The sequence below is a fragment of the Bacillus sp. PK5-006 genome (genome assembly GCF_054161415.1).
On sequence record NZ_CP096414.1, the window covers coordinates 2,452,113 to 2,475,936 of the forward strand.

Genomic DNA, 23,824 nt, shown 5'->3' on the forward strand with positions numbered 1-23,824 from the left:
CCTTGTTTGGCCATTATTTTCTCAGCTTACTCACGATATCAAGTGCTGCTTCATAAAAACCTTCTGAGATGGTCGGATGCGGATGAATCATTTTCGCCATCTCTTCTGCTGTTCCTTCTAAATACATAAAGGAGGAAGCTTCTGAAATCATCTCTGTGACGTGCGGGCCAACCATCGTCGCACCAATCACTTCACCATAGGCTGTATCGTATACCAATTTAATAAAACCTGTTTGCTCGCCTGCCGCTAGTGCTTTACCACTTGCTGCTAAATCAAATCGTTCTGCCCGCACGTTAAGTCCTTTGGCTTTTGCCTCTTTCTCAGTCAGACCGACACTTGCTACCTCTGGTAATGTATAAATACATCTAGGCATGATATCAGCGTTCATTTTTTCAGACACACCGCAAATATTACTGACCGCAACAGCGGCTTCTGCCATCGCTGCGTGAGCAAGCTGATAGCCGCCAGCGACATCCCCAACTGCATAGACACCTTCCACGCTTGTCTGCATCTTGTCGTTCACCTTGATAAAAGGACCATCCAGCTGAAGGTCAAGCTGGCTGACAGCAGAAACGCTAGGTCTTCTTCCTACACAAACAAGCAGTCTTTCAGCCGTAAAGATATGCGTCTCTCCTTTATCGTCTGATGCATGAACCGCTTTGATTCCTTCGCTTTCCGTCACCTCTGTCACAGTGGTTTTTTTCGCGATATGGATGCCTTTTTTCTTTAATTCTCTTTCTAGCAGCTTAGATGCTTCCTCATCCTCTTGCGGAATAATAGACGGAGCCGCTTCGATAATCGTGACTTTTGATTGAAGACTCTGGAAGATACAAGCCAGCTCAAGTCCAATGACACCGCCGCCAATGATGACGACAGAAGCCGGAATATCTGGGATGTCAAAGATCGTATCACTTGTGTCAAATTGAATGTCTTTAAGGCCTGGTATTGGCGGAACGGCAGGTGAAGATCCAGTAGCAATGATGAGTTCTTTCGTTTCGATCGATTCTGCCCCATCTTGCTTTTCAATCTCAATCCGGTGCTTTGTAACAGCTGTACCTCTGCCGTTATATACATCAATCTTTCCTTGCTTTAATAAAAAGGCAATTCCGCCTCTGAGCTTTTCAATGACGTCATCTTTGCGCTTTCTCATTTTATCGAAGGAAAGGACCAAATCACCTGTTTCAATTCCCCAGCTTTTCGCCTTCTCAATTGATTCAATGACTTCTGCATGTTTGAGCAGCGTCTTTGAAGGAATACAGCCCCGATTTAAACAAGTACCGCCTAGAAAATCCTCTTCAATCAATGCGACCTTCCGTCCACGCTCAGCTGCTTGAAGGGCGGCAGTATACCCGCCAGGCCCTCCGCCAATGACTGTCAGATCATACGTTTTCGTCATCCGATTCATCTCCTACATTAGCAATTCAAATGGTTGTTCAAGCACTTTTTTAAGATCTGTTAAAAAGGCAGCCGCTGGTGCGCCATCTACCACTCGGTGATCAAACGATAAACTAACGCCCATCATCGGCCGCACCTGAATTTCTCCATCTACTACAACAGGTTTTTCTTGAATGCGCCCAACCCCTAAGATCGCCACTTCTGGCTGATTAATAATCGGGGTAAAGGTATCAATGGCATACATCCCTAAGTTACTAATGGTAAAAGTGGACCCTTTCAGCTGGTCTGGCAGCAGTTTTTGATCACGTGCGTTTCGGCCGATTTCTTTCGCCTCTTTTGTCAGCTGTTTTAACCCTTTTTGGTTCGCATGAGAAATGACTGGAACCATTAAGCCATCTTTTACAGCGACAGCGAGACCAATGTGCACATCGTCATGGAAATGGAGCTCATTTTGTTCAAACGTCATATTGATATGCGGGTGACGTGTGAGTACGTTGCTGACCGCATGAATGATAATTTCTGTGAACGACAGTCTGTAGCCTGTCTCTTTTTCAATCGCTGGCAATAGCTGTTTGCGTACTTCTTTCGCTTTTGTCATATCGATTTCACTTGTTAATGTCACGTGCGGTGCTGTAAAGGCACTTTGTGACATGCGGTCAGCAATCACTTTTCTCATGCCAGCTAGTTTTTGTGTTTTCGCTGGAGAAGACTCTGCTGTTTGTGCAGCTGCTGCCGTTACATCACTCTTCATAATTTTTCCGTGTGCACCAGATCCAGCAACATTCGCTAAATTGATTCCTTCACGAGCAGCCACTTTTTCTGCAAGTGGTGACACGCGCTGATCTTTCTCACTAGAGTGGACGGCCGCCTCGACGTCACGCTTTTGAACTCTGCCTTTAGGTCCTGTGCCAGATACCTCATGAATCGCTACATGATGATCCTTTGCCGTTTTTCTCGCCGCAGGTGTGGCACGTACTTTTTCATTAGGTGTTTTTGGGGCTTCAGTAGAACTGGATGAAGCCGCTTCTAATGAAGACGATTCGCTGCTGCCTGGTGAATCTTCATCTGATTGTGCTGGCGGTTCACTTGGCACCTGTTCATTTGCCTCTCCGATGTATCCAATGACAGCATTAACTGGAATTTGATCATCGGCTTCATAATATTTCTTTAGAAAAATACCATCATCATAGGCTTCCACCTCAATATTGATCTTGTCTGTCATAATTTCAAAAAGAGGCTCACCGATTTCAACCGAATCTCCTTCTTCTTTAAACCATTGAAGCAAGGTGCCGACTTCCATCGTACTGCTTAGCTTCGGCATAAATATCTCTTTTGGCATGATCTTCTCCCCTTTACTTAAGAGCGCACAAGCTCTTTTGCTGCTTCAATAATATCTGGCACTTGTGGAATGACCGCTTTTTCCAGCGTCGGGTTGTATGGTATTGGAACCGCAAGACCGCCAAGTCGTTTAATTGGAGCATCTAAGTAGTCAAAGGCTTCACTTTCCGCTATCATACTTGCAATCTCTCCGCCATAGCCGCCTCGTTTTACCGCTTCATGAACGACGATACATTTACCTGTTTTCTTCACAGATTCGATAATCGTTTCTTCATCTAATGGCACAAGTGTTCTTGGGTCAATGATTTCAACATCGATTCCCTCTGCTTCTAGTTCCTTCGCCGCTTCTAACGCTTTGTGTACCATAATCGCTGTTGCTACAATCGTGACGTCTTTCCCGCTTCTTTTCACATCTGCTTTCCCTAGAGGAATGGAATATTGCTCTTCAGGCACTTCACCGATTGTTTTATATAAAAGCTTGTGCTCGTAGAAAATGACAGGGTTGTCATCATCCATCGCCGCTTTTAAAAGTCCTTTTGCATCATAGGCTGTTGAAGGCTGAACCACTTTAAGTCCTGGAATATGTGCCATCCACGCTTCTAAGCTTTGTGAGTGCTGGGCCGCTGCACCCGTTCCTGAACCTGCTGGTGTTCTTACGACAAGCGGCACCTTTCCTTTTCCGCCAAACATGTATCGTGTTTTGGCTGCTTGGTTCACAAGCTGATCCATTGCGATTGTGATAAAGTCAGAGAATTGAAGTTCTAAAATAGGACGCATACCAGTTAAAGCCGCTCCGACTGCCCCACCTGCGATGGCAGCCTCTGAGATAGGTGTATTGCGAACGCGCTCTGGACCGAATTCTTCAATCATGCCGCGCGTGACCCCAAAAGCACCTCCATATACGCCGATATCTTCACCTAAAATGAAGACATCCTGGTTTTCTCTCATTTCCTGACTCATAGCCTCTCGAACGGCTTCTAAATATGAAATCTCTCTCACTGTTGTTTTTGTCACGTGATTCCCCTCCTAATTAGGCGTATACATCCTCTAATAGTGTGTCAATTGACGGTTCTTTACTGTTTTTGGCGAATTCGACAGACGCTTCAATTTCCTGCTTTGCTTCTTCCTGTAAGCTTGCTGCCTGCTCTTCTGTCAAAACATTCAGTTCAATTAAGAGAGACTTAAAGCGTTTGATTCCGTCTTTTTGTCTCCACTCTGTCTCTTCTTCACGTGTACGGTATTTTTTCGCATCACTCTTAGAGTGACCCTTCCAGCGGTATGTTTTCATTTCAATGAGTGATGGGCCTTCTCCCGCTCTCGCACGGCTGACTGCTTCATCAACTGTGTTCATAATTTCGACCATGTCATTTCCATCAACCGTTTTTCCTGGCATTCCGTAGCTTTCTGCTCTTGTTGAAATGTCTTCAATGTTGATCATTTCTTTCACAGGGCCAGACATGCCGTACTGGTTGTTTTCACAAATAAATACAACTGGTAAATCCCAAATAGACGCAAGGTTTAATGCTTCATGGAAGCTGCCTTCATTTGTGGCACCATCTCCGAAGAAACAAAGAACAACAAAGCCTTCCTGCTTCATTTTAGATGTGAGCGCTGCACCTGTTGCCAGCGGGATACCGCCGCCAACGATTCCATTTGCCCCAAGATTTCCTTTTTCTAAGTCCGCAATATGCATGGAGCCGCCTTTTCCTTTACAATATCCGGTTTCACGTCCAAACAATTCAGCCATCATTTTATTAACCTCGGCCCCTTTTGCAATACAGTGACCGTGTCCCCTGTGTGTGCTGACGATCTTATCTTTATCTTCTAATACGGCAATCGATCCAACAGCTGACGCTTCCTGTCCAACACATAAATGAGTGGTGCCATGGATAAGTCCTTTTGCAAAGAATTGATCGACCTTTTCATCAAAATATCTCACTAACCACATTTGTTTATATAAATCTGCTAATTTCTCATGACTAATCTGTTCAGGCAAAGTGATTTGTTTTTGCATTTCTTCTCTCCCCTTTACATTTGTTCTTATGTGTTACATTTGTAATTATCATACGTTTAAGTGTCATCGAAGTCAAGCATTTCTCTCTCATTTTTAAGCGTTTTCATCTTTTATCAGAAAAAAAGAGAAAGGCAAAGCCCTTTTCCAAAGAACTTCTCTTTCTCTTTTAATCTCATATACTCATTCATCTGGATACATCATGATTTTGACGCTCTCACCCTCAGGATGCCTCGCACATTCTATCGCCTGAAGCAGCTGGCTTAACGGATAACGATGCGTCACCATCTTTTCAGTGTTGACCACTTTTGCTTTCAAAAGCTCAAGGGCTTCACGATAATGATATGGATGCGAGGAATAGGCTCCTACTACCTTCACTTCATCATTGAAAAATCGTTCAGCAGGAATGGCCACATCTCCCTTTGGAAAATGAGCAAACACCAAAATCGTCCCGCCTCGCGCTACAGCCTGAAACGCTTCTTTTAAAAGCGCACTGCTCCCAACAGAAATAATGACGAGGTCTGCTCCCTTTCCATTTGTTTCTTTCATCACCCGGTTTTCAACCGGCTCAGCTGCTGGATGGAAGGAGGCGTCTGCACCTAAACTCCTCGCTTGCAGCAGCCTGTTCTCATTCACATCTGTTATCATCACTTTCCCAGCCAAATAATATTTGGCGAGCTGCAATTGAATACAGCCAATTTGCCCCGCTCCAAGGATCAAGACGGAATCTCCTGGATGAACAGGAGCTCGCTCAAACCCATGCAGACAGCAGGAGACCGGTTCTACCATCGCCCCTTGCTCATACGATACATCTTTTGGAAGCTTACCCATCGTGTGCTTGACATGCAAAGCAGGTACACGGATATATTCTGAAAACCCGCCCGGCTCTACATTTGTGGCTGTAAACTGCGGACACATCGTATAAAACCCCTTTTGACAAAAGTCACAGGTGAAACAAGGCACATGATGCGCCACATAAACCCTGTCTCCCGTCTGGACATTTGTCACACGCTTGCCGGTCTCGACAATATCACCAGCGATTTCATGTCCTAACACCGTCCCAGGAGGTACTGTCTCATGTGTAACTTTGTAAATATCCGTTCCGCATAAGCCGCAGGCTCGCAGCTTTAACAGAACTTCATCATCACCGATGACTGGCCGGTTCCGCTCCTCATACCGAATGTCCTCTGAAGAATAAAAGACAGCTGATTTCATGTAGCAGCATCCTCCTTTTCATCACCCTTCGCTAAATCCTGTAGTGTTTGAACAAGCTGCTTGTACTCACTCATCTCACTGGATATCCAGTAGCGCCCTCCGAATATACGAGCTGGCCCCACCCTGACATAGACTTTCCCGATATGAGGATAAGGCTTTAAAAAAAGCTTTCCTTTAATATCAGAAACTGCATATGTGTGCCATCTGCCAAAAGCCCCTATCTTCAGTTGATCTTCACTAATGATGACGTTTGTCGGCTGGTTCAGTCCCGTGATACTAGAAAGCATGAGAATAGGCAGCGTATAAACGCCTAATACAGCTAAAGGCTCAGGTCCTGCTGACCATAACGTATAAAGAGACCAGAGAAAAAATAGAGAAATGAGCACAGCCGGAAGAAAAATAGACAACAGTGCAGACGTTCGGCTATAAGCATGATGCTGCATGAGACTTCCTCCTTTCAGATCACTAGAAGGAGCCGCAAAAGCTCCTCCATGCAATAACTCTCTACTTGATATGATCGATGATTTTCTCGATATCATCTTCAATACCAAATCCAGTTAAAAAGGATAATGTTTGAATCACAGGTGTCCCTTTTGTATCACTCACAGGCGTTGTTGTCACAATTAAATCTGCACCCTCCGCTTTTTGCGGGACTTCAGATGCCTTACACTGTTCCACGACGACATCATATCCTTTTTCCTTTAATGTCTCTTCTACCTTTTTAGCCACAACCGTTGATGTTGCAACTGCCGTTCCGCATGATACTAATATTTTCTTCGCCATTAGAATCCCTCCAGCTCATTTATTGTTCTTTTTGATCTAAGCCCATTTCTTTTGCATACTGTTTTTTAATATCATTTCGCACCCAGTACCATAGAAGCGCATAAGCCAAAGCACAGATAATCGCTGCAATAAAGTAAGGGTTGCTCGGATCAAGAAGTCTCACCATGATCCAAGGAATAACGTGAGAACCAAGGTCAATACCTGAAATCATGTTTGCCCCTTCTGGGAAATCAAAGCCGACTGCTTTCCCCATGGTTGTCGCAAGCGGTGCAAGGTTCGTTGCGATAAAGAAGACAATCATTAATGTAAAAATACTGTTAATAAGACCGCGAATAATATTTCCACGAGCGGCTGCTACTGCCCAGACAACTGTAAATGGCAGAACCGATAAGTCAGCAAACGGGAGCATGCCATTGTAAGGCAGGACAACTGCGAGCAAAATCGTAATCGGCACCATTAAAAGGGCTACCGCCATATTCGCTGGATGACCAATCACAATCGCTGTATCTAAACCAATATAGACATTTTTCCCAGGGAAACGCTTTTGAATATAAGAACGAGCGCCCTCAGAGATTGGAATGAGCCCTTCCATTAATAGCGCAACCATTCTTGGCATTAAGACAAGAACTGCTGCCATTTGAATACCGAGCGTCATCACACCTTTTGCATCATAGCCGCCGAGAAGACCAATAATGATACCAAGTATGAGACCCATCACAAGCGGTTCGCCAAAAATGCCAAAGCGTTTCTTCAATGTTTCTGGATCAGCATGAATTTTGTTTAAACCAGGGATCTTATCAATGATGCGGTTGGACGCATACATGAGCGGGGCAAAGTTGACCGTTTCAGCATGAGCCATCGATACGCCTTTTAATCCGAAATGGTGTTCGATTGTCGGCGCCGTCCAATCGGCTAATTTTAGCGTGATCGCAGAGACGATCAAGCCAACAGCAAGAGCCAAGAACATATTATGATAAGCGTAGTAAGTAACAGAGGCTGCGAAAATCAAATGCCAGAAGTTCCAAATATCCACATTCAGCGTTTTCGTAAAGTTTACGGACAATAAGATGACATTTAATAAAAGCACAAGAGGAATCATGAGCGGGGCAACGGGTGTACCAAAGGATATGGCAGCTCCAATCGGCCATCCAACATCCAAAATATCGAGCTTTAGCCCAAGGGAATTAACCATGGCTTTTGCTGCTGGCCCAAGACCGCTCACGAGCAAATTAATGACAAGATTGACACCGACAAATCCAATTCCGATTGTAATACCGGCCCTGAAGGATTTCTTAAAGCCCTGCCTTAAAATCATACCGAAAAGCGTCATAATAATCGGGAGCATAATAGTTGGTCCAAGGTCTAATATAAAATCGACGGCTTGCTTGATCATACATCCACCTCCTGAATTTTTCAGATAAAGCGCTTACATATTTTCGAGAATAACTATTGGTTTAGTTCTTGCTGAAGCACGTCAACTGCTTCTTCATAAGATGTCATGTGTGAGAGCTTTGTCATCACCTCTTCTTTTCTAAAAAGTGTCATCAGTTTCTCCAGCATCACAAGCTGTTTGCTAGGCTCAGAGATTGCTAGGACAAACACAATTTTGGCTTGCACTGTTTCATCAGGGCTTCCCATCTTATGAAAAATGACAGGCTCCTTTAAAGTAGCTACACTAATCGCTGGTTTGTTCACATGCTCAGGATCTGTATGCGGAATCGCTACCCCAAACGCTGCCAGTGGAAGGCCTGTAGGATATGTTTTTTCTCTTTCAAGCACTGCTGGTAAAAAGCTCGATTTAATGTACCCTCCAGCTTCTAACCGCCCTGCTAAATATGTGGTCACCTCCTCTCTCGAAGATGCTTCGAACTGCAGCTTAATCAGTTGTTCATCTAACTCAAACAAGCTGTTCAAACAACCACCCCTTTCATTTGGTATAAATATGAACACATGTAACAAAAGAAAGAATATTTTTAGAATAGAACCTTTTATAAAGCGCTTACAATTATGAGTTCTAAAAAATGTTCAATACTGTTACCTTTGTAAAGATATTATAATATTCAAAATTATAAGTCAATGTCCCTAGGGAAATTTAAATAAAAAAAGACGCAGTCATCACCGCGTCTCTTCCTTCTAATCTTCTATAATGCTTGTTAAATGTGGCTTCCTATATCTAAAAATTCAGATACAAATAGATTGTCTGTCTGCACTGCCATTTCTTCCTTTGTGCCAATTTTTTCGATTCTTCCTTCATTCATCACCACAACACGATCAGCAATATCGAATGCTTCTTCTTGATCATGTGTCACAAAAATGGTGGTCATTTGAAAGTCACGATGAACTTTTTTCAGCCAATGCCTTAATTCTTTCCTCACCTTTGTATCAAGTGCACCAAAGGGTTCATCTAAGAGGAGAGCCTTCGGCTGAACGGCAAGTGCGCGCGCCAGTGCTACACGCTGCTTTTGCCCGCCTGACAGCTGATCTGGATACCGCTGCTCAAACTGCGAAAGCTGAACAACCTCTAAAAGCTCATGTACCCGCTCTTTGATGTCTTTTTTAGGCAGTCTTTCTCCTCTAGGTTTAATTTTCAGCCCATATGCCACATTTTCAAAAACCGTCATATTTCGAAAAAGCGCATATTGCTGAAATACAAAACCGATCTGCCGTTTTCGTACTGGAATGTGTGTGTAATCCTGATCTCCGAATAAAACCTGCCCGTTATTGGCGTAATCAAGACCTGCAATGATTCTTAATAACGTCGTCTTCCCAGAGCCAGACGGTCCTAATAAAGAAATCAATTCACCATTTCTTATCGATAAATCCACGTTTTGCAAAACCTTTGTCTGACCAAATTGTTTTGATATTTGTTTTGCTGTAATCCCCAAGGCCGATCCCTCCATTTATGTTGAGCGCTTGCCAAGCCGGTGATCCCTCTGCTGAATGATTTGCTTAATGATTAAAGTAATGACTGCCACAAACGCCATGAGAGACGCCACAGCAAAAGCGGCTTGAAATTGGTACTCATTGTATAAAATTTCGATATGAAGCGGCATCGTATTGGTCATGCCTCGAATATGACCTGATACAACCGACACGGCACCAAATTCACCAATCGCTCTTGCCCCGGCTAAAATGACACCGTAAAAAAGAGCCCATTTGATATTCGGCAGTGTCACAAAGAAAAAAGTCTTCCATCCGTTTGCACCAAGTGTGAGCGATGCTTCCTCCTCATGAATGCCTTCATGCTGCATAAACGGGATTAATTCTCTAGCAATAAACGGAAATGTAACGAATATGGTGGCTAGGATCATGCCTGGTACAGAATAAATGACTTTCCATCCATTCGCCATAAGCCAAGGTCCTAAAAGCCCGTTTGAACCAAATAAAAGCACAAATACAAGTCCAGCAATCACAGGCGAAACGGCAAACGGGAGATCAATCACAGTCGTTAACAAACGTTTTCCGCGGAAATTAAATTTTGTGATAAGCCATGCAGCACTCACCCCAAAGATCATTTGAAGCGGCAAGGTGACGACGACAATGAAAACAGTCAATTTGATCGCCGCGAGTGTATCTGGATGTGAGATGGCCAGAAGGTATGAACTCCATCCTTTCTCAAATGCTTTTGAAAAAACGGCGATCAGCGGTATGAGTAAAAATAAAATCAAAAAAACATACACGACCGTAATCAAGAGGATTTTCACCCCTTTAGATTCGGTTACAGGACTTTTATACTGAACATGGTGCTGATGACTAAGCTCTCTCTCCAATGGTTTCACCTCACGTATACTTGTTTTCTCCGCTCAACATACCACTGAATGCCGTGAATCAATAACAGGATGAAAAACGAAAGAAGCAACATCAAGCATGCAATCGCTGCTGCACCATGATAATCATACTGTTCAAGCTTGGACATGATCATCAGCGGTGTAATTTCTGTTTTAAACGGAATATTTCCAGCAATAAACACAACAGAGCCATATTCACCTAGCGCTCTTGCAAACGCAAGTGAAAATCCAGTCATCACCGCAGGAAACAAGGCCGGCAGCAGTACGTGAAAAAAGGTCTGTCTCCTTGTCGCACCAAGAATCGCCGCAGCCTCTTCAACTTCCTGCTGCAGCCCTTCTATCACAGGCTGAACGGTTCGGATAACGAATGGAATGCCAATAAAAATCAGTGCCAAAATAATCCCAATCGGTGTGTACGCCACCTTTATATGCAAAAATTGACCAATCCATCCATTAGGAGAATAGAGGGTGGTCAGGGCAATACCCGCAACAGCTGTTGGGAGAGCAAAAGGCAAATCAATGAGAGCATCTAAGATTTTCTTTCCATGGAATGTGTACCTGGCGAGAACCCAGGCAATTAGTACACCAAACCCTGCATTGATGAGAGCAGCTGCAAAGGAAGTCGTCACGGTCAGCTGAAGAGACTTCAATACTCTTGCATCGGTAAAAACCTTCCAAATCCCCTCTGCTCCTAATGAAGCCGTCCAAATAAATACCATGGATAAAGGAATGACGACAATCGCACTCACATAAACGAGCGTCACCCCAAGGCTCAGCCCAAATCCAGGCAATATACGTTTTCTTTTATTGGCGGCTGCATGTGCTTTCTTCATCACATCGCCCCCTATTTTTGTCCGCTGTATATTTGATCAAATAATCCGCCATCATCAAAAAATCTTTTCTGCGCCTTTCTCCACCCGCCAAACGCTTGATCAATCGTCACCATATCAATCTTTTTAAACTGGTCTTTATATTTGTTTAAGACTTCTTGATTTCTAGGGCGATAATAGTTTTTCGCCGCAATTTCCTGCCCTTTTTTAGAATATAAATAATCTAAATAAGCCTTCGCCACTTTCTCTGTTCCTTTACGTTTCACATTTTGATCTACGACCGCAACAGGCGGCTCCGCTAGAATACTAATTGATGGGGTGACAATTTCAAATTTGTCTTTGCCTAGTTCGTGCTGCGTTAAATAGGCTTCATTCTCCCATGCAATTAACACATCCCCAAGTCCGCGTTCAACAAAGGTCGTTGTGGCTCCGCGTGCACCTGAATCAAGGACTTCGACATGTTCATATAGCTTTTTGACAAAATCCTTTGTTTTTTCTTCATTCCCATGAAATGTTTTATCGGCGTAGGCCCATGCAGCTAAGTAATTCCATCTCGCACCGCCGGACGTTTTCGGATTTGGCGTAATGATGGACACTCCTGGCCGAATCAAGTCGTCCCAATCTTTAATATTTTTGGGATTCCCTTTCTTCACAAGAAACACAATGGTCGATGTATACGGTGTTGACTGACTTGGAAATTCTTTTTGCCAATCTTTTGAAAGCAGTCCGCGATCTGCAATCGCATCAATGTCATACCCTAAAGCCAGTGTTGCCACATCTGCCTCGAGTCCATCAATAATCGATCTTCCCTGCTTTCCTGATCCACCGTGAGACTGCTTGATCGTGACATCCTCACCTGTTTTGTCTTTCCAATACGTCTGAAAGGCTTGATTGTATTCCTGATACAATTCACGTGTAGGATCATACGAAACATTTAACAGCTCAACCTTTCCCTTTTGCTTTGAAGCTTCGTTTGCGTTTGAGCATGCAGTACTCGTCACAGCCAAGACGAATATAATGGTCACGATCCAGACCCATTTCCACTTTTTCATGTTATCCCGCTCCCCCGTTATCAAAAATAGTGACACCAACCTTGCCGTTTCATACGCAAAAAAGACCCTTAGCCACCTGAAATACATCACAGTCCTGTACTTCAAATTGCCAAGAGCCTTCGGTTGTCCGATCAGCTATGTATGATTGATGTTAGTCTATATATTATTCAAACTATTCACAGGTGTCAACTCTGTTTTTTTATTTAAACAAAAAAAGAAACACCATCTTGAAGAGGCGCTTCTTTTCCCGGGAAATTGTTTTTAATCGGCAGAAAGCTTTAAATTGACACCAACAGCGGTTCCATTTCTCGAGGAGTCAGCTACTCCAGTAAATGTCCCTGCTTTTCGATCAATGAGTAAGGCTTGCACATTTCCTATATCAATAGGTGAACTGCCAAAACGATGACCCATATCATTTAGCTTCGTTCTTACATCAAGGGGAACACCTACTTCGTAACGGTAAGAAGTTGTACTGTTTGTATAAATCCGCGGCTCTTCCACCGCATCTTGCAGCTCCATGTCGTATTCAAGTAAGTTTAGGATGGTTTGTGAAACAGAAGCAATAATAGTCGTTCCACCAGGTGAACCCACAGTCATGACCGGCTCGTTATCTTTGAATATGATGGTCGGGGTCATACTGGATAATGGACGCTTATTCGGCTGGACTTCATTTGCTCCGCCTGGTCTTGCGTCAAAATCTGTTAGTTCATTGTTTAAGAAAAAGCCATATTCCGGAACAAGAATCCCTGTACCAAATAACTGTTCAATGGTTGTTGTGAATGACACGACATTTCCCCACTGATCGGCAACAGTAAAATGAGTGGTCTCGCCAATGGTTTTATCCTCTGGCTGCGGGACAATTGGGGATGGATTTTTTTCCTCCTCATACGCCCATGGATCTCCTTCTTTCGGGTTTTTGTTCATTTGATCTAATTGAATGAGAGAAGCTCTTTTTGAAATGTAATCATCGTCTAGTAGTCCTTTTAGTGGAACATCTACGAATTCGGGGTCGCCTGCATATGCAGCACGGTCAGCATAGGAGAGATGCATTGTTTCAGCTAGCAGCTGATATTTTTCGAATGATTTTGGGTCATATTGTGATAGATTGAAGTGATCTAGTATTTTGAGTATTTGCAGCATAAACACACCGCCTGAGCTTGGTGGAGGCATACTTGCAAGCTGGTATCCTTTATAGTTCCCCCAGATAGGCTTGTCAGTCTTGACCTCATAACGACCAAGGTCATCAGTTGTCATCGTTCCGCCAAAATCTTGGACTGTCTTTGCAAGTGCTTTTGCTACTTTTCCTTCATAAAATGCTTTGCTTCCTTTTTTTGCAATGAGCTTAAATGTTTTCGCAAGACCTGGCTGTACAAGCAGATCGCCTTCTTTGAGCGGCTGATCATCTGGAAGAAAGATTGGCGCTGCGGCCGTTTTTTTCAGCTTTTCTTGATGATCTTCAATGGCTTTTGCTAGAACAGAATCGATTTCAAATCCATCCTCTGCAAGCTGAATGGAAGGCTCAATCAATTCCTTCATCGAACGGGTTCCCCACTTATCTAATGCTGCTTCGAGACCTTTTACTGTCCCTGGAACACCAACCGCATTACCGTGTGTGGATCGCTCAGCAAATGGGATGACTTTTCCCTCATCCGTTAAAAACATGTCAGGTGTTGCGCCCTGTGGTGCTCGTTCTCTACTATTGATGATGGATGTTTCTTTTGTCTTTCCATCATAAACCATCATAAAACCACCGCCGCCAATTCCAGACATCATTGGCTCTGTCACATTCAGTGCGTACTGGATGGCAACAGCAGCATCCACTGCGTTTCCACCTTTCTTCAATACATCAGCACCTACTTCTGATGCCAGTGGGTGAGCAGTAGCCACCATGCCATCTTTACCAACAGCTACTTTACTCCCATGAGATTCGTTCGCATTGACTTGGCTGACAGGCAGAAAAAACGAGAAAACAAACAGACATATGGACAAAACAGTTAGAGAAATGCGTTTCATGAACAACACCCCTTCCATATTCTTACTTTGACCTTACCGACTTCTTGACCAGAATACAATAGATTATTCTAAAATTTCAAAAATTTTCATCCTATCATCCTACATTTCCCAAATCAAACATTGTTTTTCAAAACATATGACGCACTCACTCATTAGGAATAAAGACACATCATTTCCAACGATTCAGCTTCAAGGTATAATAAACACAACAAAGAGGGGGAAAAACATTGAACAACAAATGCAGATTATTTTGGGAAGACTATTGGAAAGAGAAATCAGAAAAAGCACCTGCTGACGCGTTTGTTTCGGCGTGGGCATTCGGCTCAGATCCTGATCATTTGCTTGATCTTGTAAAGCAAGGAAAAAAAACAGCCACTTGTTCTGGACACCTTTTTTATGAAAAGGAACAGGAGCCGCTTCCACAACCCGGACAATATGCGGTCATTTTGGACAGCCAAGAAGAGCCAAAAGCCATCATTGAAATTACACATGTTGATGTCATGCCAATGAATGAAGTCCCCGTATCATTTGCACAAGCAGAAGGTGAAGGCGACTTATCTTATGACTATTGGTACAGAGAACATAAAGAATTTTTCACAGAAGCACTCCAATCATACGGTTTAGAATTCAAAGAGGATATGCTTCTTGTTTGTGAACGGTTTAAGCTGATTCATTCAGCTTCTTAGCCTTTAAGCGGCGCCAAATATGGCCCGCTTTTTTCGTTGCTTTTCCCCTTTTAGAAAAAGGTGTGTTGAGATCACATCTTTAGGTCAGAATAAGATCAAATAGAAAAAGTGAAGAAATTTTCGACTACACCTGTTTTTTTTCGACAAAAGAATATATAATTATTTGATGTGTGCATTGTCTCATTTATACAATGGAGGGTTTTTACATGTTAAAAAGGAAAAAAGACAAGTTTTCCGTCTTGTTAACGGAAATTGCTAAAAATTTAGATGAAACTGCTGAGTATTTTGTTAGCTATAAAGTAACAAATCAAACCACTCTGAAAGAATTTTCTGACACATTGAAGGAATATGAGACAAAAGGTGATAATCATGTTCATACCATGATTAAAGAGCTGAACAAAGCCTTTATTACACCGATTGAACGTGAAGACATTCTTCAATTGACGAATAGCCTCGATGATGTTTTAGATGGAATTGAGCATTTTTCCGCAACATTAGAAATTTACTCAATTACAAGCTCTGACGAACATATCGACAAATTCAGCCACTACATCAGAGAGTGTGCGAAAGAAATTTTAATCACAATTGATCTACTAGCTGAAAATCGCTTGAAAGATATTCATCCGCACGCAATCAAGATCAAAGAGATTGAACATAATTGTGACAATCTTCATCGTAAATCATTAAAGAACTTGTTTGGAAAAGAAACAGATCCAATTAAAGTGATTCAATACAAAGAAATTTACGAAACACTTGAAGAAATCGCTGATTCCTGTCAAAGTGTTGCCAACAATCTAGAAACAATCATTATGAAGAATGCGTAACGGGGTTAGTTAAACATGGACACATTACTCATCCTTACCATACTTATTGTCATTTGTGCACTTGCTTTTGATTTCATTAACGGGTTCCACGATACAGCAAATGCCATTGCGACTTCAGTTTCAACGAAGGCATTAAAGCCTAGACATGCGATCATCATGGCAGCGTTCATGAACTTCTTAGGAGCAATGACATTTACAGGTGTGGCAAAATCCATTACAAAAGATATCGCAGATCCATTTACACTTCAAAACGGCTCTGTTGTGATCTTGGCTGCTTTAATTGCGGCCATCACATGGAACTTGCTTACTTGGTATTACGGGATTCCGAGTAGTTCTTCACATGCATTAATCGGATCAATTGCAGGAGCGGTTATTGCCTCTGCCGGTTTTGGCGCTTTAAACTATTCGGGATTCATTAAAATCATTCAAGCACTTTTGCTTTCACCTATCCTAGCTTTCGTATTGGGATATATCGTGTATACCATTATCAAAATTATATTTAGAAACAACAATCTCGCAAAAACAAATAAACAATTCCGACGTGTTCAAATTTTAACGGCTGCACTGCAATCGTATACCCATGGGACAAACGATGCGCAAAAAGCGATGGGAATTATTACGATGGCTTTAATTGCAGGTAATTTGCATACAACAGACGACATTCCTTTCTGGGTACAATTCTCTTGTGCGCTCGCAATGGGACTCGGTACTTCTATCGGCGGCTGGAAGATTATCAAAACAGTCGGCGGTAAAATTATGAAAATTCGTCCAGTAAACGGAGTATCTGCCGACTTAACGGGTGCAGCTATTATCTTCGGTGCGACGTTTATTCACTTACCTGTTAGTACGACTCACGTGATCTCATCTTCTATTCTAGGTGTAGGTTCTGCACACAGAGTCAAAGGGGTTAACTGGGGTACGGCAAAACGTATGCTTGTCACTTGGGTGATTACATTACCGATTTCAGGAACTCTAGGAGCTCTTATATACTTTGTGTTAAATGCGATTCTCTAATATCAAAGACCTGTCTAACAGGTCTTTTTTTATTTGCCCGCACACTTAAAAACCCTTTTCCTGCAGGACATTTTTTCATGAAGCAGGGTTTCCAATCATATCCATAGAAATAAACAAGTATTCATCTGTCTATGGGAGAGAAGAACATGCTATTATTTTTTCAATTGACTGTATGGTTATTGCTAGGTGCTCTTGCAGTGTATGTATTTGCAGTTTGGCGCTTTGAACAAAAAGTAAAAGAAAAGATGTTTGCCATTCGTAAAACGTGGTATTGGATTTATGTAGCGGGTGCTGTTGTGTACTGGACAAATGACCCTTCTTCTATCTTCACCGATTGGATGCACTACTTGATCATTGCCGTATTTTTCGCATTAACTGATGCCTTCATCTTTCTTAGCTCCTATATTAAGAAACTCGGAAATCATGAGCTGGAAACCGACACCCATCAACTCCTTGAACAAAATAACGATCTGCTTCATTCTTACCTCAATAAACTAAAAACGTACCAATACCTATTGAAAAATGAACCGATCCATGTATATTATGGAAGTGTAGAGGCATATATAGAGGGAATTGAGCGGCTGATTTATTCTTTTGCCGACAAGATGAATATTCAAGCGGTGCTTTGTCCATACGATATGCAGGAACAAAAAGACGACCTGCTTCGGACACTTGACCAGCGGGCTCTTATTCAGGCGAAGCTTGACAGGCAGGAAGTATATTACGATGATTTCGGTCATTTGGTGCTCATCCCATTTTCTGTAGCAGATGCTCATTTTGTCATTAAGCTCACCTCCGATGAGATTGTCACGGAGTTCGACTATTTATTAATGACATCACTTACAACAATTTATGACCTAATCTTGCCTGACGAAGAGGAAGGTGATGAAGATGGACCACGCACTTCAAGGGGATAACAACAATCCTAAGAAAAACCCTTTTAAGATTTTAAAGAAAAAACGCCATATCAGTATGGCCGATTATAAGGTAAGCCCCCATACTGAGCGAATTTTTAAAAAGAATGAACAGCTTCTGGATGAGTATAAAAATAAAAAGGCTTGATTACACTAAAGGACGCGGAACGAAATCCGCGTCCTGCTTCCATTTTCACATAGACTTGCATACAATACACTATACGCTGCAACGATTGAGGTGCCAAAATGAAAAAGAAAATCAAACAACTGAGATATGTTCAGTTTGCTGAATATCAGCCATCCCCATATACTAAGCGTTTAATTGAAAAGAGTGAAACAGCCATCCAATCATACAAACAGAAACACTCACTGATTTAACAGTTTAAGCAGCTTCTCCTTCGTTTTAGGACCGTATACCCCATCACTTGTCAGACCGTTCACCAGCTGAAAGCGCGCTACGGCATTCGCCGTTTTTTCTCCGTAAACACCATCGATGCCTTTATCTGCAGCCGATTTATCAGGGTAAAAATAAACAGCAGCAAGCGCTTTTTGGACGAGGCGTACGTGCTCTCCCTTCGTTAGAGGCGAAGTCACCTTTAAAATCCCATCTGGCAGCTCATACATCATTTTTCCATCATTTCGATAAATTTTGAGAACCTGTCCAATTTGAATCTTGTTCGGGTCGCTAATGTTATTCCACTTCTGAAGATCTTGAACTGTGACGTCATGAGCTTTGGCAATACTCGTTAACGTATCCCCGCTTTTGACGACATACGTGATGACCGTTTCAGGGTCTCCTGCCGTTTCAATTCCTTTTTTAAATTCATCCCATGTAGCGAGAAGCAGACGCGGACATGTTTTTCCAGACCAGTGCTGATGTGTGACCACATTCGCTAGTGGAATATGATGCTCTTTCAGCAGCTTTTGAATGAGCCATTGCGCATGTTTGACCGCTTGCTGGAAATTCCCATCTTCATTTTCACAAATTTCAATCCCGATCGACTTTCTGTTCCCATTTCCATTTCCGTCCCCTGCATGCCAGCCATTTTCATTTAACGGCAGATGCTGAAAGATTTCATGATCATCCACTGTAAAGTGCCAGCTTTCCGCTGTCGTTGGGCGTTTCACATATGCCGCATGACTTTTTGCATCCGCTCCCTTTGACGTGTTTGCTGTGTTATGCACCGTCACATACATCGGTGTCATGGCGTATCCTGGGCGGTTCCCGTTTCCAACTGGAATAAAATCTTGATAAATTTCTACCATGTTCTGCACTCCCTTTTGCTAAATTGAATTGATCTTTCTCATCAATTGGTGGCGTTCGTAAGACAACTTGTGTTTGTTTTAGTGAGAAGACTATGGTAAAATTTGAATTCAATCCACTCTTTTTAGTAATGGAAAACGCAAAAATGAAGAAAAAAACAGGAATTAATTCCATTTTTCCTTGATTTTATGTTAAAATTGTTAAAAATAAGCCGATATTAAAAGTAAGTAATAGCTTCATTAGCTATTTAGTCCTATATGGACTTTTCTTTTACGCCAAAAACAGAACATACGTTTGCTTGGAGGTTTTTAAATGACTGGTTTTTTAACCCATTTAGAAGAAGAGATTAAGCGGTTATATGCCAAATTACAAATAAGCGGTCCTGCTTATAGAGACATGCAAAGGATCGCTTCTGAATTTCATGTATGGGTCCACTATGAGGATACTGGCAGCATGATGATCAAACATCAAGGTCTTTACAGTATTATATTAAACAGATCTCTATCGTCAGAGGAACAATGGCAGGATTTTGCCCACGAGCTTTGTCATGTGCTGAAGCATGCAGGCAATCATTTCAAGATGCACAAACTCTTTCGAGAACTGCAAGAGTTTCAGGCTAAACAATTCATGTATCACTTTTGTGTGCCGACCTTTATGCTGATGCAAATGAAGCTTCCAAACCTTCGGCAGCAAGCCATTTTGCACATTGCGCAAACATTTCACGTCACCTGGGCTTTCGCTGAAAAGCGGCTCGCCTTGTTCGAACAGCGGAAAGCAGGCATTCGCTTCCAACAAGAGTTTACATCTTATTTAATGAAAGCCGAGAAGGTCGCGGAAAAAGAAGCTGTTTATCAAACGTAAGCCTCTTCTGCATAGGGCGACAGGGTTTATCCATAAAGATTTAATACTTGCTTGAGTACATTTGTGTACCGATAAAATTGCTCATTTTGCGTTTCACGGCGATAGCGCCGTCTGAAGTCTTGAAAGAATGCTCTTCTTTGCGCCTGACTGATTTCAAGTTGTACACTTTTTCCGGTCAGACATTGATTATTAATATTGTGAGGATGTGTTCCAGAATAGCGATCAGATTCAGATAGCAGCACTGCGGGAAATCCATTAAGCGTTAAACGTTTCACTGTTTCTGCCGCTTTTTCTCTGTCTGTCCCGCCCACTAATGTTTGAAGCACCTCCGTTTCCCCGTAGCCATGGAGCGCAAACGTGTAATGATGGGCATGCACTAGAGAAAGGCAGACCGGCTCATTGAAACGTGTGCTTGTAATATGAAGCACATGATTGCCTTTCACTTTAAGGCCTTCAAATAAATACATAGAATCATCACTTGCGATTTCATGAATGAGCTCACTCACGCCAGATTCAATTCCCCCAGCATGAGGGGACAAAACCAAAAGCTGATCTCCTTTCCGCTCGTGAAGAATTTGATAGTCGATTCCCTCTCTTTCATGAGCGGAAAGCTCTTCATAACTTTGATATGTATCAATGATTTGCGTCATTCCATCTTCCCCATTTCTCTATATGAGCATAAGTCTACTGATCTTAAATTCTTTTGTAAAGGGATTTCGCATGACCTATCGACTTAATACATCCTTAAATTTTCCTTATCTTTTCGGCTATCTGTTGAATTTTGAGAAAAAATGACCGATAATTGAAATGAATAGAACTTTTGGACTATATGAATCTTTTTGCATTCTCTCTCATAAATTAGAAATATTGTGATCTACATCTGGAGGAATTCATGTTAAAAAAGAAAACCACCATCACCTTTGTCATCTTAATCCTTAGCTTCGCTGGCATCATTTACTGGAAATGCTTTTCTCTTCAAGGCGTATCTCACGGAACCTTTATCCGCTCGATGACATCACCTGACGGAACATATATCATCAACACCTATCGACATAGCGGAGGGAAACTAAAGGAGAACGCAGTTAGAGCAGAAATTGAAAACAAACTCACCCACCGAAAGAAAACGATTTACTGGAAATACCCTGACAAAGACCCTCTCATCAAATGGAAAAATGGACAGCTTGTTCAAATTGGGCATGAATTTTTAAATGTGGTAAAAGGAGAAACATACGATTATCGCTTTGACCGGAACAAATGAAAATAGCGTATCAAAAAAACGAATCCCTCTTAGATTCGTTTTTTACGTTGACATCACATGCTGCATGAATTCTTTCATTTCTTTACTTACGCTCGTCAGTCGTTCCACAATTTCACTAAACTCTGTCACAAGTAAAGCCTGCTCTGATGATGAACCTTTCATATGATCCATACTCTCAAGTAATGTATGTATATTAGAGGAAATTCCTTGCAGTGAACTTTCAATATTTTCTGTTGCACGTGAAGTTTCACTTGAAAGCTTTTGAACCTCACTGGCTACAACACTAAATCCAGCCCCCTCTTTTCCTGCCCTGGCTGCTTCGATTGACGCATTCAATCCCAGCAAACTCGTTTGTTTCGAAATGCCCTTAATCATTTTTGTAATATCAGATGTTTTTTTCGAGCTTTCAAGTGTTTGCTGCGTTTGTAAGGTCATTTCCTCACTTGTCGCAGAAAGCTCCTCCGAATGCGCCGCCACCACATGCACCTTTTCTTGAATACTTTGAATGATGTCATTTAATGACTCCATATACGCTTCAAGCTCTAATTGATTTTTAAGTGGAAAACCTAAAGCGAGTGCGCCGATAACCTGTTGATTTTCATCAAAAATTGGCAGACCCATTGCATTTAACGGTATTCCATAGACCGATTCAGGTACAAACGTACTTGATGTTTCACCTCTGAGCGCTTTTTTCATATTTAAATCATCTGGTTTAATGGGTTCTCCAGCACGAATTTGAAAATCCACATCTTTCGATGGCAAATACAGCAAGAATTTCTCTCGATCAATGACACCCATCGTCACTTCGTTTTTTAAAATCTGCATCATATAAGGTGCTGCTGTCACAATACTCTGTAGTATATCCAATTTCCCTACCCCCTTATATAGTTTATCGGTCGTTCTTCTTAATTTAATAGTTACTTTTTTAAAAATAATGATGATGATTAGAAGAAATTCTTCATATTTACGAGTAAAAAGAAGTACTTTTCCTTTCTATATTCAAACGTAAATTTGCTATAATTAATGAATCGACATATGATGAAATGGTCATGTAACCATTTTGTATATTTATTTGAGGCGCATGTTGTGACACAACCCATGAAATATGAGCGGGCAATCGTCATTGGCGGAGGTATCACCGGGATGCTCGCTGCAAAAGTTTTATCAACGTTTTATCATCAAGTTTTGATTATTGAAAAGGATGAACTGCCAGACTCTCCTGAGAATCGTCTCGGCACTCCTCAAGCCTTTCATCCACATAGAATGCTGCCACTTGGCAAGCAAATCGTTGAACGTCTATTCCCTGGTTATACAAAAGAGTTACTGGCAATGGGCGGATTTAATACCATGCATCAAACCTCTCGATTTATCACAAAAGATGGCGAGTTAACGCTCACTGATACAGAAGAAACCGCCGTTACAAGACGCGCGATGCTAGAGTGGGTGCTGATGCAAAGAATGGTAAAAGAGGAACATGTGCAGTTTTTAGAAAAACATGAAGCCATCTCTCTTCAGTTTATAGAGGGAACAAATCATGTCATGGGGCTCATCGTGAAGAACCGGCAAGTAAAACCTGGCAGCATTCATGAAATGAAAGCAGACTTAGTGATCGATACGTCTGGAAGAATGTCTAAGTTGCCAAAATGGTTGAAAGACGCTGGATTAACCTTGCCACAGACTGATGAGTTAAGTGTGTTTCTAGGCTACAGCACAAGATATTATCAAATACCATCAGGTGCGCCACCCCTGCAATCAATGGTTGTAGTTGGCCAGCCAGACAAGCAAATCCCAACAGGACTGTTTGAACGGGTTGATCATGATTTAGTAGCTGTGCTTCTTTCAGCAGCCGGCGGTTCACATTATCCCACAACGGATGCAGATCAATTTGATTCAGAAACCGCTGGACTGACCCATCCCGCGATAGCAGAAGCCATCACCCATTTAACGCCCTTTACAAAACCAAAAGGATTTAGAGTTCCTTCTTGCGTGAGACATCACTATGAACAAATGCAGGATTGGCCAAGTGGATTATTGGTGATGGGCGATGCCTTGTGTACGTTAGATCCCATTCATGGACAGGGCATGACAAAGGCTGCCCTCGAAGCACAAACACTTCACCGTATGCTCAAACAAGCACAAAAAAATGAGCGGCTGTCTTTTGAAAAGGACACATTACAACAAATGCAGCAAGCGAGTGAACTTGGCTGGTGGCTTTGTGCAATTGCTGATATGGCGTGGGACGGTGTCGAGTTAAAAGGAGAAACAACCATCCCCCATTTGACGTTCGTACAGGAATTTTTAAATCGCTACGTACAATACGCCATTGTCACAAAACAGCTTAAACGACTTGAAGCGTATCACCGGATGCATTCTTTCTTAACAGAACCGAGAGAAATCATCAACTTAGAACAGCTGAACGACATGATTCAAGCTGACACCTCAGGAGAAACCGCCGAATGGTGGAAGCAATGGGATCAAAAGAACGATGAAGGCAACCGAGCTTTTTTCCATGAAGCGGTTCCTGATTTTCGTCTAGAGCACTTGCTGTCATTCGATTGAAACAAAAAAAAGCCCCTTT

At 42.2% G+C, this 23,824-nt stretch carries 26 protein-coding genes; 9 read left to right on the forward strand and 17 right to left on the reverse strand.

The annotated features are described in order from the left end of the window. Positions 1–13 precede the first annotated feature (13 nt). From lpdA to ggt, 14 genes are all read right to left on the reverse strand, one after another. The gene (gene lpdA, locus M1D84_RS12700) at positions 14–1,396 is read right to left on the reverse strand and encodes a dihydrolipoyl dehydrogenase (RefSeq protein ID WP_213404915.1); all 1,383 of its coding nucleotides are present in this window, start codon (positions 1,394–1,396) and stop codon (positions 14–16) included. A 12-nt stretch (positions 1,397–1,408) separates the two neighbouring features. Next, positions 1,409–2,734, reverse strand: a complete 1,326-nt coding sequence (locus M1D84_RS12705) for a dihydrolipoamide acetyltransferase family protein (RefSeq protein ID WP_213404914.1) — start codon at positions 2,732–2,734, stop codon at positions 1,409–1,411. 17 nt (positions 2,735–2,751) lie between these two features. Next, positions 2,752–3,732, reverse strand: coding sequence for an alpha-ketoacid dehydrogenase subunit beta (locus M1D84_RS12710; RefSeq protein WP_034281944.1), 981 nt, complete (start codon positions 3,730–3,732; stop codon positions 2,752–2,754). Between the two features lie 31 nt (positions 3,733–3,763). Beyond that, positions 3,764–4,747, reverse strand: a complete 984-nt coding sequence (pdhA, locus tag M1D84_RS12715; RefSeq protein WP_024424949.1) for a pyruvate dehydrogenase (acetyl-transferring) E1 component subunit alpha — start codon at positions 4,745–4,747, stop codon at positions 3,764–3,766. A gap of 180 nt (positions 4,748–4,927) precedes the next feature. After that, positions 4,928–5,959 carry an alcohol dehydrogenase catalytic domain-containing protein gene (locus M1D84_RS12720; RefSeq protein ID WP_122631226.1) on the reverse strand — a complete coding sequence of 344 codons (1,032 nt, stop codon included), beginning with the start codon at positions 5,957–5,959 and terminating at the stop codon, positions 4,928–4,930. After that, positions 5,956–6,402 (reverse strand): hypothetical protein, encoded by a 447-nt coding sequence (locus M1D84_RS12725; RefSeq protein WP_213404913.1) that lies wholly within the window; start codon positions 6,400–6,402, stop codon positions 5,956–5,958. The genes M1D84_RS12720 and M1D84_RS12725 overlap by 4 nt, the downstream gene beginning before the upstream one ends. 61 nt (positions 6,403–6,463) lie before the next feature. After that, complete coding sequence (locus tag M1D84_RS12730) at positions 6,464–6,742, reverse strand: PTS sugar transporter subunit IIB (protein ID WP_003212259.1); 279 nt, start codon at positions 6,740–6,742, stop codon at positions 6,464–6,466. 19 nt (positions 6,743–6,761) lie between these two features. Continuing rightward, positions 6,762–8,135, reverse strand: coding sequence for a PTS galactitol transporter subunit IIC (locus M1D84_RS12735; RefSeq protein ID WP_024426780.1), 1,374 nt, complete (start codon positions 8,133–8,135; stop codon positions 6,762–6,764). 53 nt (positions 8,136–8,188) lie between these two features. Beyond that, positions 8,189–8,656 (reverse strand): PTS sugar transporter subunit IIA, encoded by a 468-nt coding sequence (locus tag M1D84_RS12740; protein ID WP_024424952.1) that lies wholly within the window; start codon positions 8,654–8,656, stop codon positions 8,189–8,191. 239 nt (positions 8,657–8,895) lie between these two features. Further along, positions 8,896–9,627, reverse strand: a complete 732-nt coding sequence (locus M1D84_RS12745) for a sulfate/molybdate ABC transporter ATP-binding protein (RefSeq protein ID WP_181950597.1) — start codon at positions 9,625–9,627, stop codon at positions 8,896–8,898. A 15-nt stretch (positions 9,628–9,642) separates the two neighbouring features. Beyond that, positions 9,643–10,512 carry a sulfate ABC transporter permease subunit CysW gene (gene cysW, locus M1D84_RS12750; RefSeq protein ID WP_122631223.1) on the reverse strand — a complete coding sequence of 290 codons (870 nt, stop codon included), beginning with the start codon at positions 10,510–10,512 and terminating at the stop codon, positions 9,643–9,645. Positions 10,513–10,517: 5 nt separating this feature from the next. Continuing rightward, complete coding sequence (gene cysT, locus M1D84_RS12755) at positions 10,518–11,363, reverse strand: sulfate ABC transporter permease subunit CysT (protein ID WP_122631222.1); 846 nt, start codon at positions 11,361–11,363, stop codon at positions 10,518–10,520. 11 nt (positions 11,364–11,374) lie between these two features. Continuing rightward, positions 11,375–12,412 (reverse strand): sulfate ABC transporter substrate-binding protein, encoded by a 1,038-nt coding sequence (locus M1D84_RS12760; RefSeq protein WP_270125287.1) that lies wholly within the window; start codon positions 12,410–12,412, stop codon positions 11,375–11,377. A gap of 261 nt (positions 12,413–12,673) precedes the next feature. Then, the gene (gene ggt / locus M1D84_RS12765) at positions 12,674–14,425 is read right to left on the reverse strand and encodes a gamma-glutamyltransferase (RefSeq protein ID WP_122631220.1); all 1,752 of its coding nucleotides are present in this window, start codon (positions 14,423–14,425) and stop codon (positions 12,674–12,676) included. 227 nt (positions 14,426–14,652) lie between these two features. On the opposite strand from ggt, the gene M1D84_RS12770 reads away from it, so the two are divergent. The 6 genes from M1D84_RS12770 to M1D84_RS12795 all read left to right on the forward strand — a co-directional run bounded on the left by M1D84_RS12770 (position 14,653) and on the right by M1D84_RS12795 (position 18,241). Continuing rightward, positions 14,653–15,111: an ASCH domain-containing protein gene (locus tag M1D84_RS12770; RefSeq protein WP_024424958.1), complete on the forward strand. Its 459-nt coding sequence runs from the start codon at positions 14,653–14,655 to the stop codon at positions 15,109–15,111. 206 nt (positions 15,112–15,317) lie between these two features. Then, on the forward strand, positions 15,318–15,935 hold the full coding sequence (locus M1D84_RS12775; protein WP_024426775.1) for a DUF47 domain-containing protein: 618 nt from the start codon (positions 15,318–15,320) through the stop codon (positions 15,933–15,935). Between the two features lie 15 nt (positions 15,936–15,950). Further along, positions 15,951–16,949, forward strand: coding sequence for an inorganic phosphate transporter (locus M1D84_RS12780; protein WP_017359158.1), 999 nt, complete (start codon positions 15,951–15,953; stop codon positions 16,947–16,949). A 146-nt stretch (positions 16,950–17,095) separates the two neighbouring features. Further along, the gene (locus M1D84_RS12785) at positions 17,096–17,866 is read left to right on the forward strand and encodes a type II toxin-antitoxin system SpoIISA family toxin (protein WP_024424960.1); all 771 of its coding nucleotides are present in this window, start codon (positions 17,096–17,098) and stop codon (positions 17,864–17,866) included. Continuing rightward, positions 17,841–18,011: a type II toxin-antitoxin system SpoIISB family antitoxin gene (locus M1D84_RS12790; protein ID WP_024424961.1), complete on the forward strand. Its 171-nt coding sequence runs from the start codon at positions 17,841–17,843 to the stop codon at positions 18,009–18,011. Before M1D84_RS12785 ends, M1D84_RS12790 begins: the two co-directional genes overlap by 26 nt. Before the next feature lie 98 nt (positions 18,012–18,109). Continuing rightward, positions 18,110–18,241, forward strand: a complete 132-nt coding sequence (locus M1D84_RS12795; RefSeq protein WP_120207232.1) for a type II toxin-antitoxin system SpoIISB family antitoxin — start codon at positions 18,110–18,112, stop codon at positions 18,239–18,241. Here the strand turns inward: M1D84_RS12795 and M1D84_RS12800 are convergent. Beyond that, positions 18,230–19,129, reverse strand: a complete 900-nt coding sequence (locus M1D84_RS12800; protein WP_122631219.1) for an N-acetylmuramoyl-L-alanine amidase — start codon at positions 19,127–19,129, stop codon at positions 18,230–18,232. The genes M1D84_RS12795 and M1D84_RS12800 overlap by 12 nt on opposite strands. 310 nt (positions 19,130–19,439) lie before the next feature. Here M1D84_RS12800 and M1D84_RS12805 point away from each other — a divergent pair, with 310 nt between their 5' ends. Beyond that, positions 19,440–19,988 (forward strand): ImmA/IrrE family metallo-endopeptidase, encoded by a 549-nt coding sequence (locus tag M1D84_RS12805; RefSeq protein WP_024424963.1) that lies wholly within the window; start codon positions 19,440–19,442, stop codon positions 19,986–19,988. A 26-nt stretch (positions 19,989–20,014) separates the two neighbouring features. Here the strand turns inward: M1D84_RS12805 and M1D84_RS12810 are convergent, their stop codons facing one another. After that, positions 20,015–20,638, reverse strand: coding sequence for a poly-gamma-glutamate hydrolase family protein (locus M1D84_RS12810; RefSeq protein ID WP_024424964.1), 624 nt, complete (start codon positions 20,636–20,638; stop codon positions 20,015–20,017). A gap of 242 nt (positions 20,639–20,880) precedes the next feature. Here M1D84_RS12810 and M1D84_RS12815 point away from each other — a divergent pair, with 242 nt between their 5' ends. Continuing rightward, positions 20,881–21,246 carry a DUF5412 domain-containing protein gene (locus M1D84_RS12815; protein ID WP_029706785.1) on the forward strand — a complete coding sequence of 122 codons (366 nt, stop codon included), beginning with the start codon at positions 20,881–20,883 and terminating at the stop codon, positions 21,244–21,246. A 42-nt stretch (positions 21,247–21,288) separates the two neighbouring features. Here M1D84_RS12815 and M1D84_RS12820 read toward each other — a convergent pair whose 3' ends face one another. Beyond that, a complete protein-coding gene (locus M1D84_RS12820; protein WP_268421404.1) occupies positions 21,289–22,113 on the reverse strand; it encodes a methyl-accepting chemotaxis protein in 825 nt (274 codons plus the stop codon). A gap of 219 nt (positions 22,114–22,332) precedes the next feature. On the opposite strand from M1D84_RS12820, the gene M1D84_RS12825 reads away from it, so the two are divergent. Then, positions 22,333–23,805 (forward strand): FAD-dependent oxidoreductase, encoded by a 1,473-nt coding sequence (locus tag M1D84_RS12825; RefSeq protein ID WP_458106261.1) that lies wholly within the window; start codon positions 22,333–22,335, stop codon positions 23,803–23,805. The last annotated feature ends 19 nt before the right edge of the window (positions 23,806–23,824 follow it).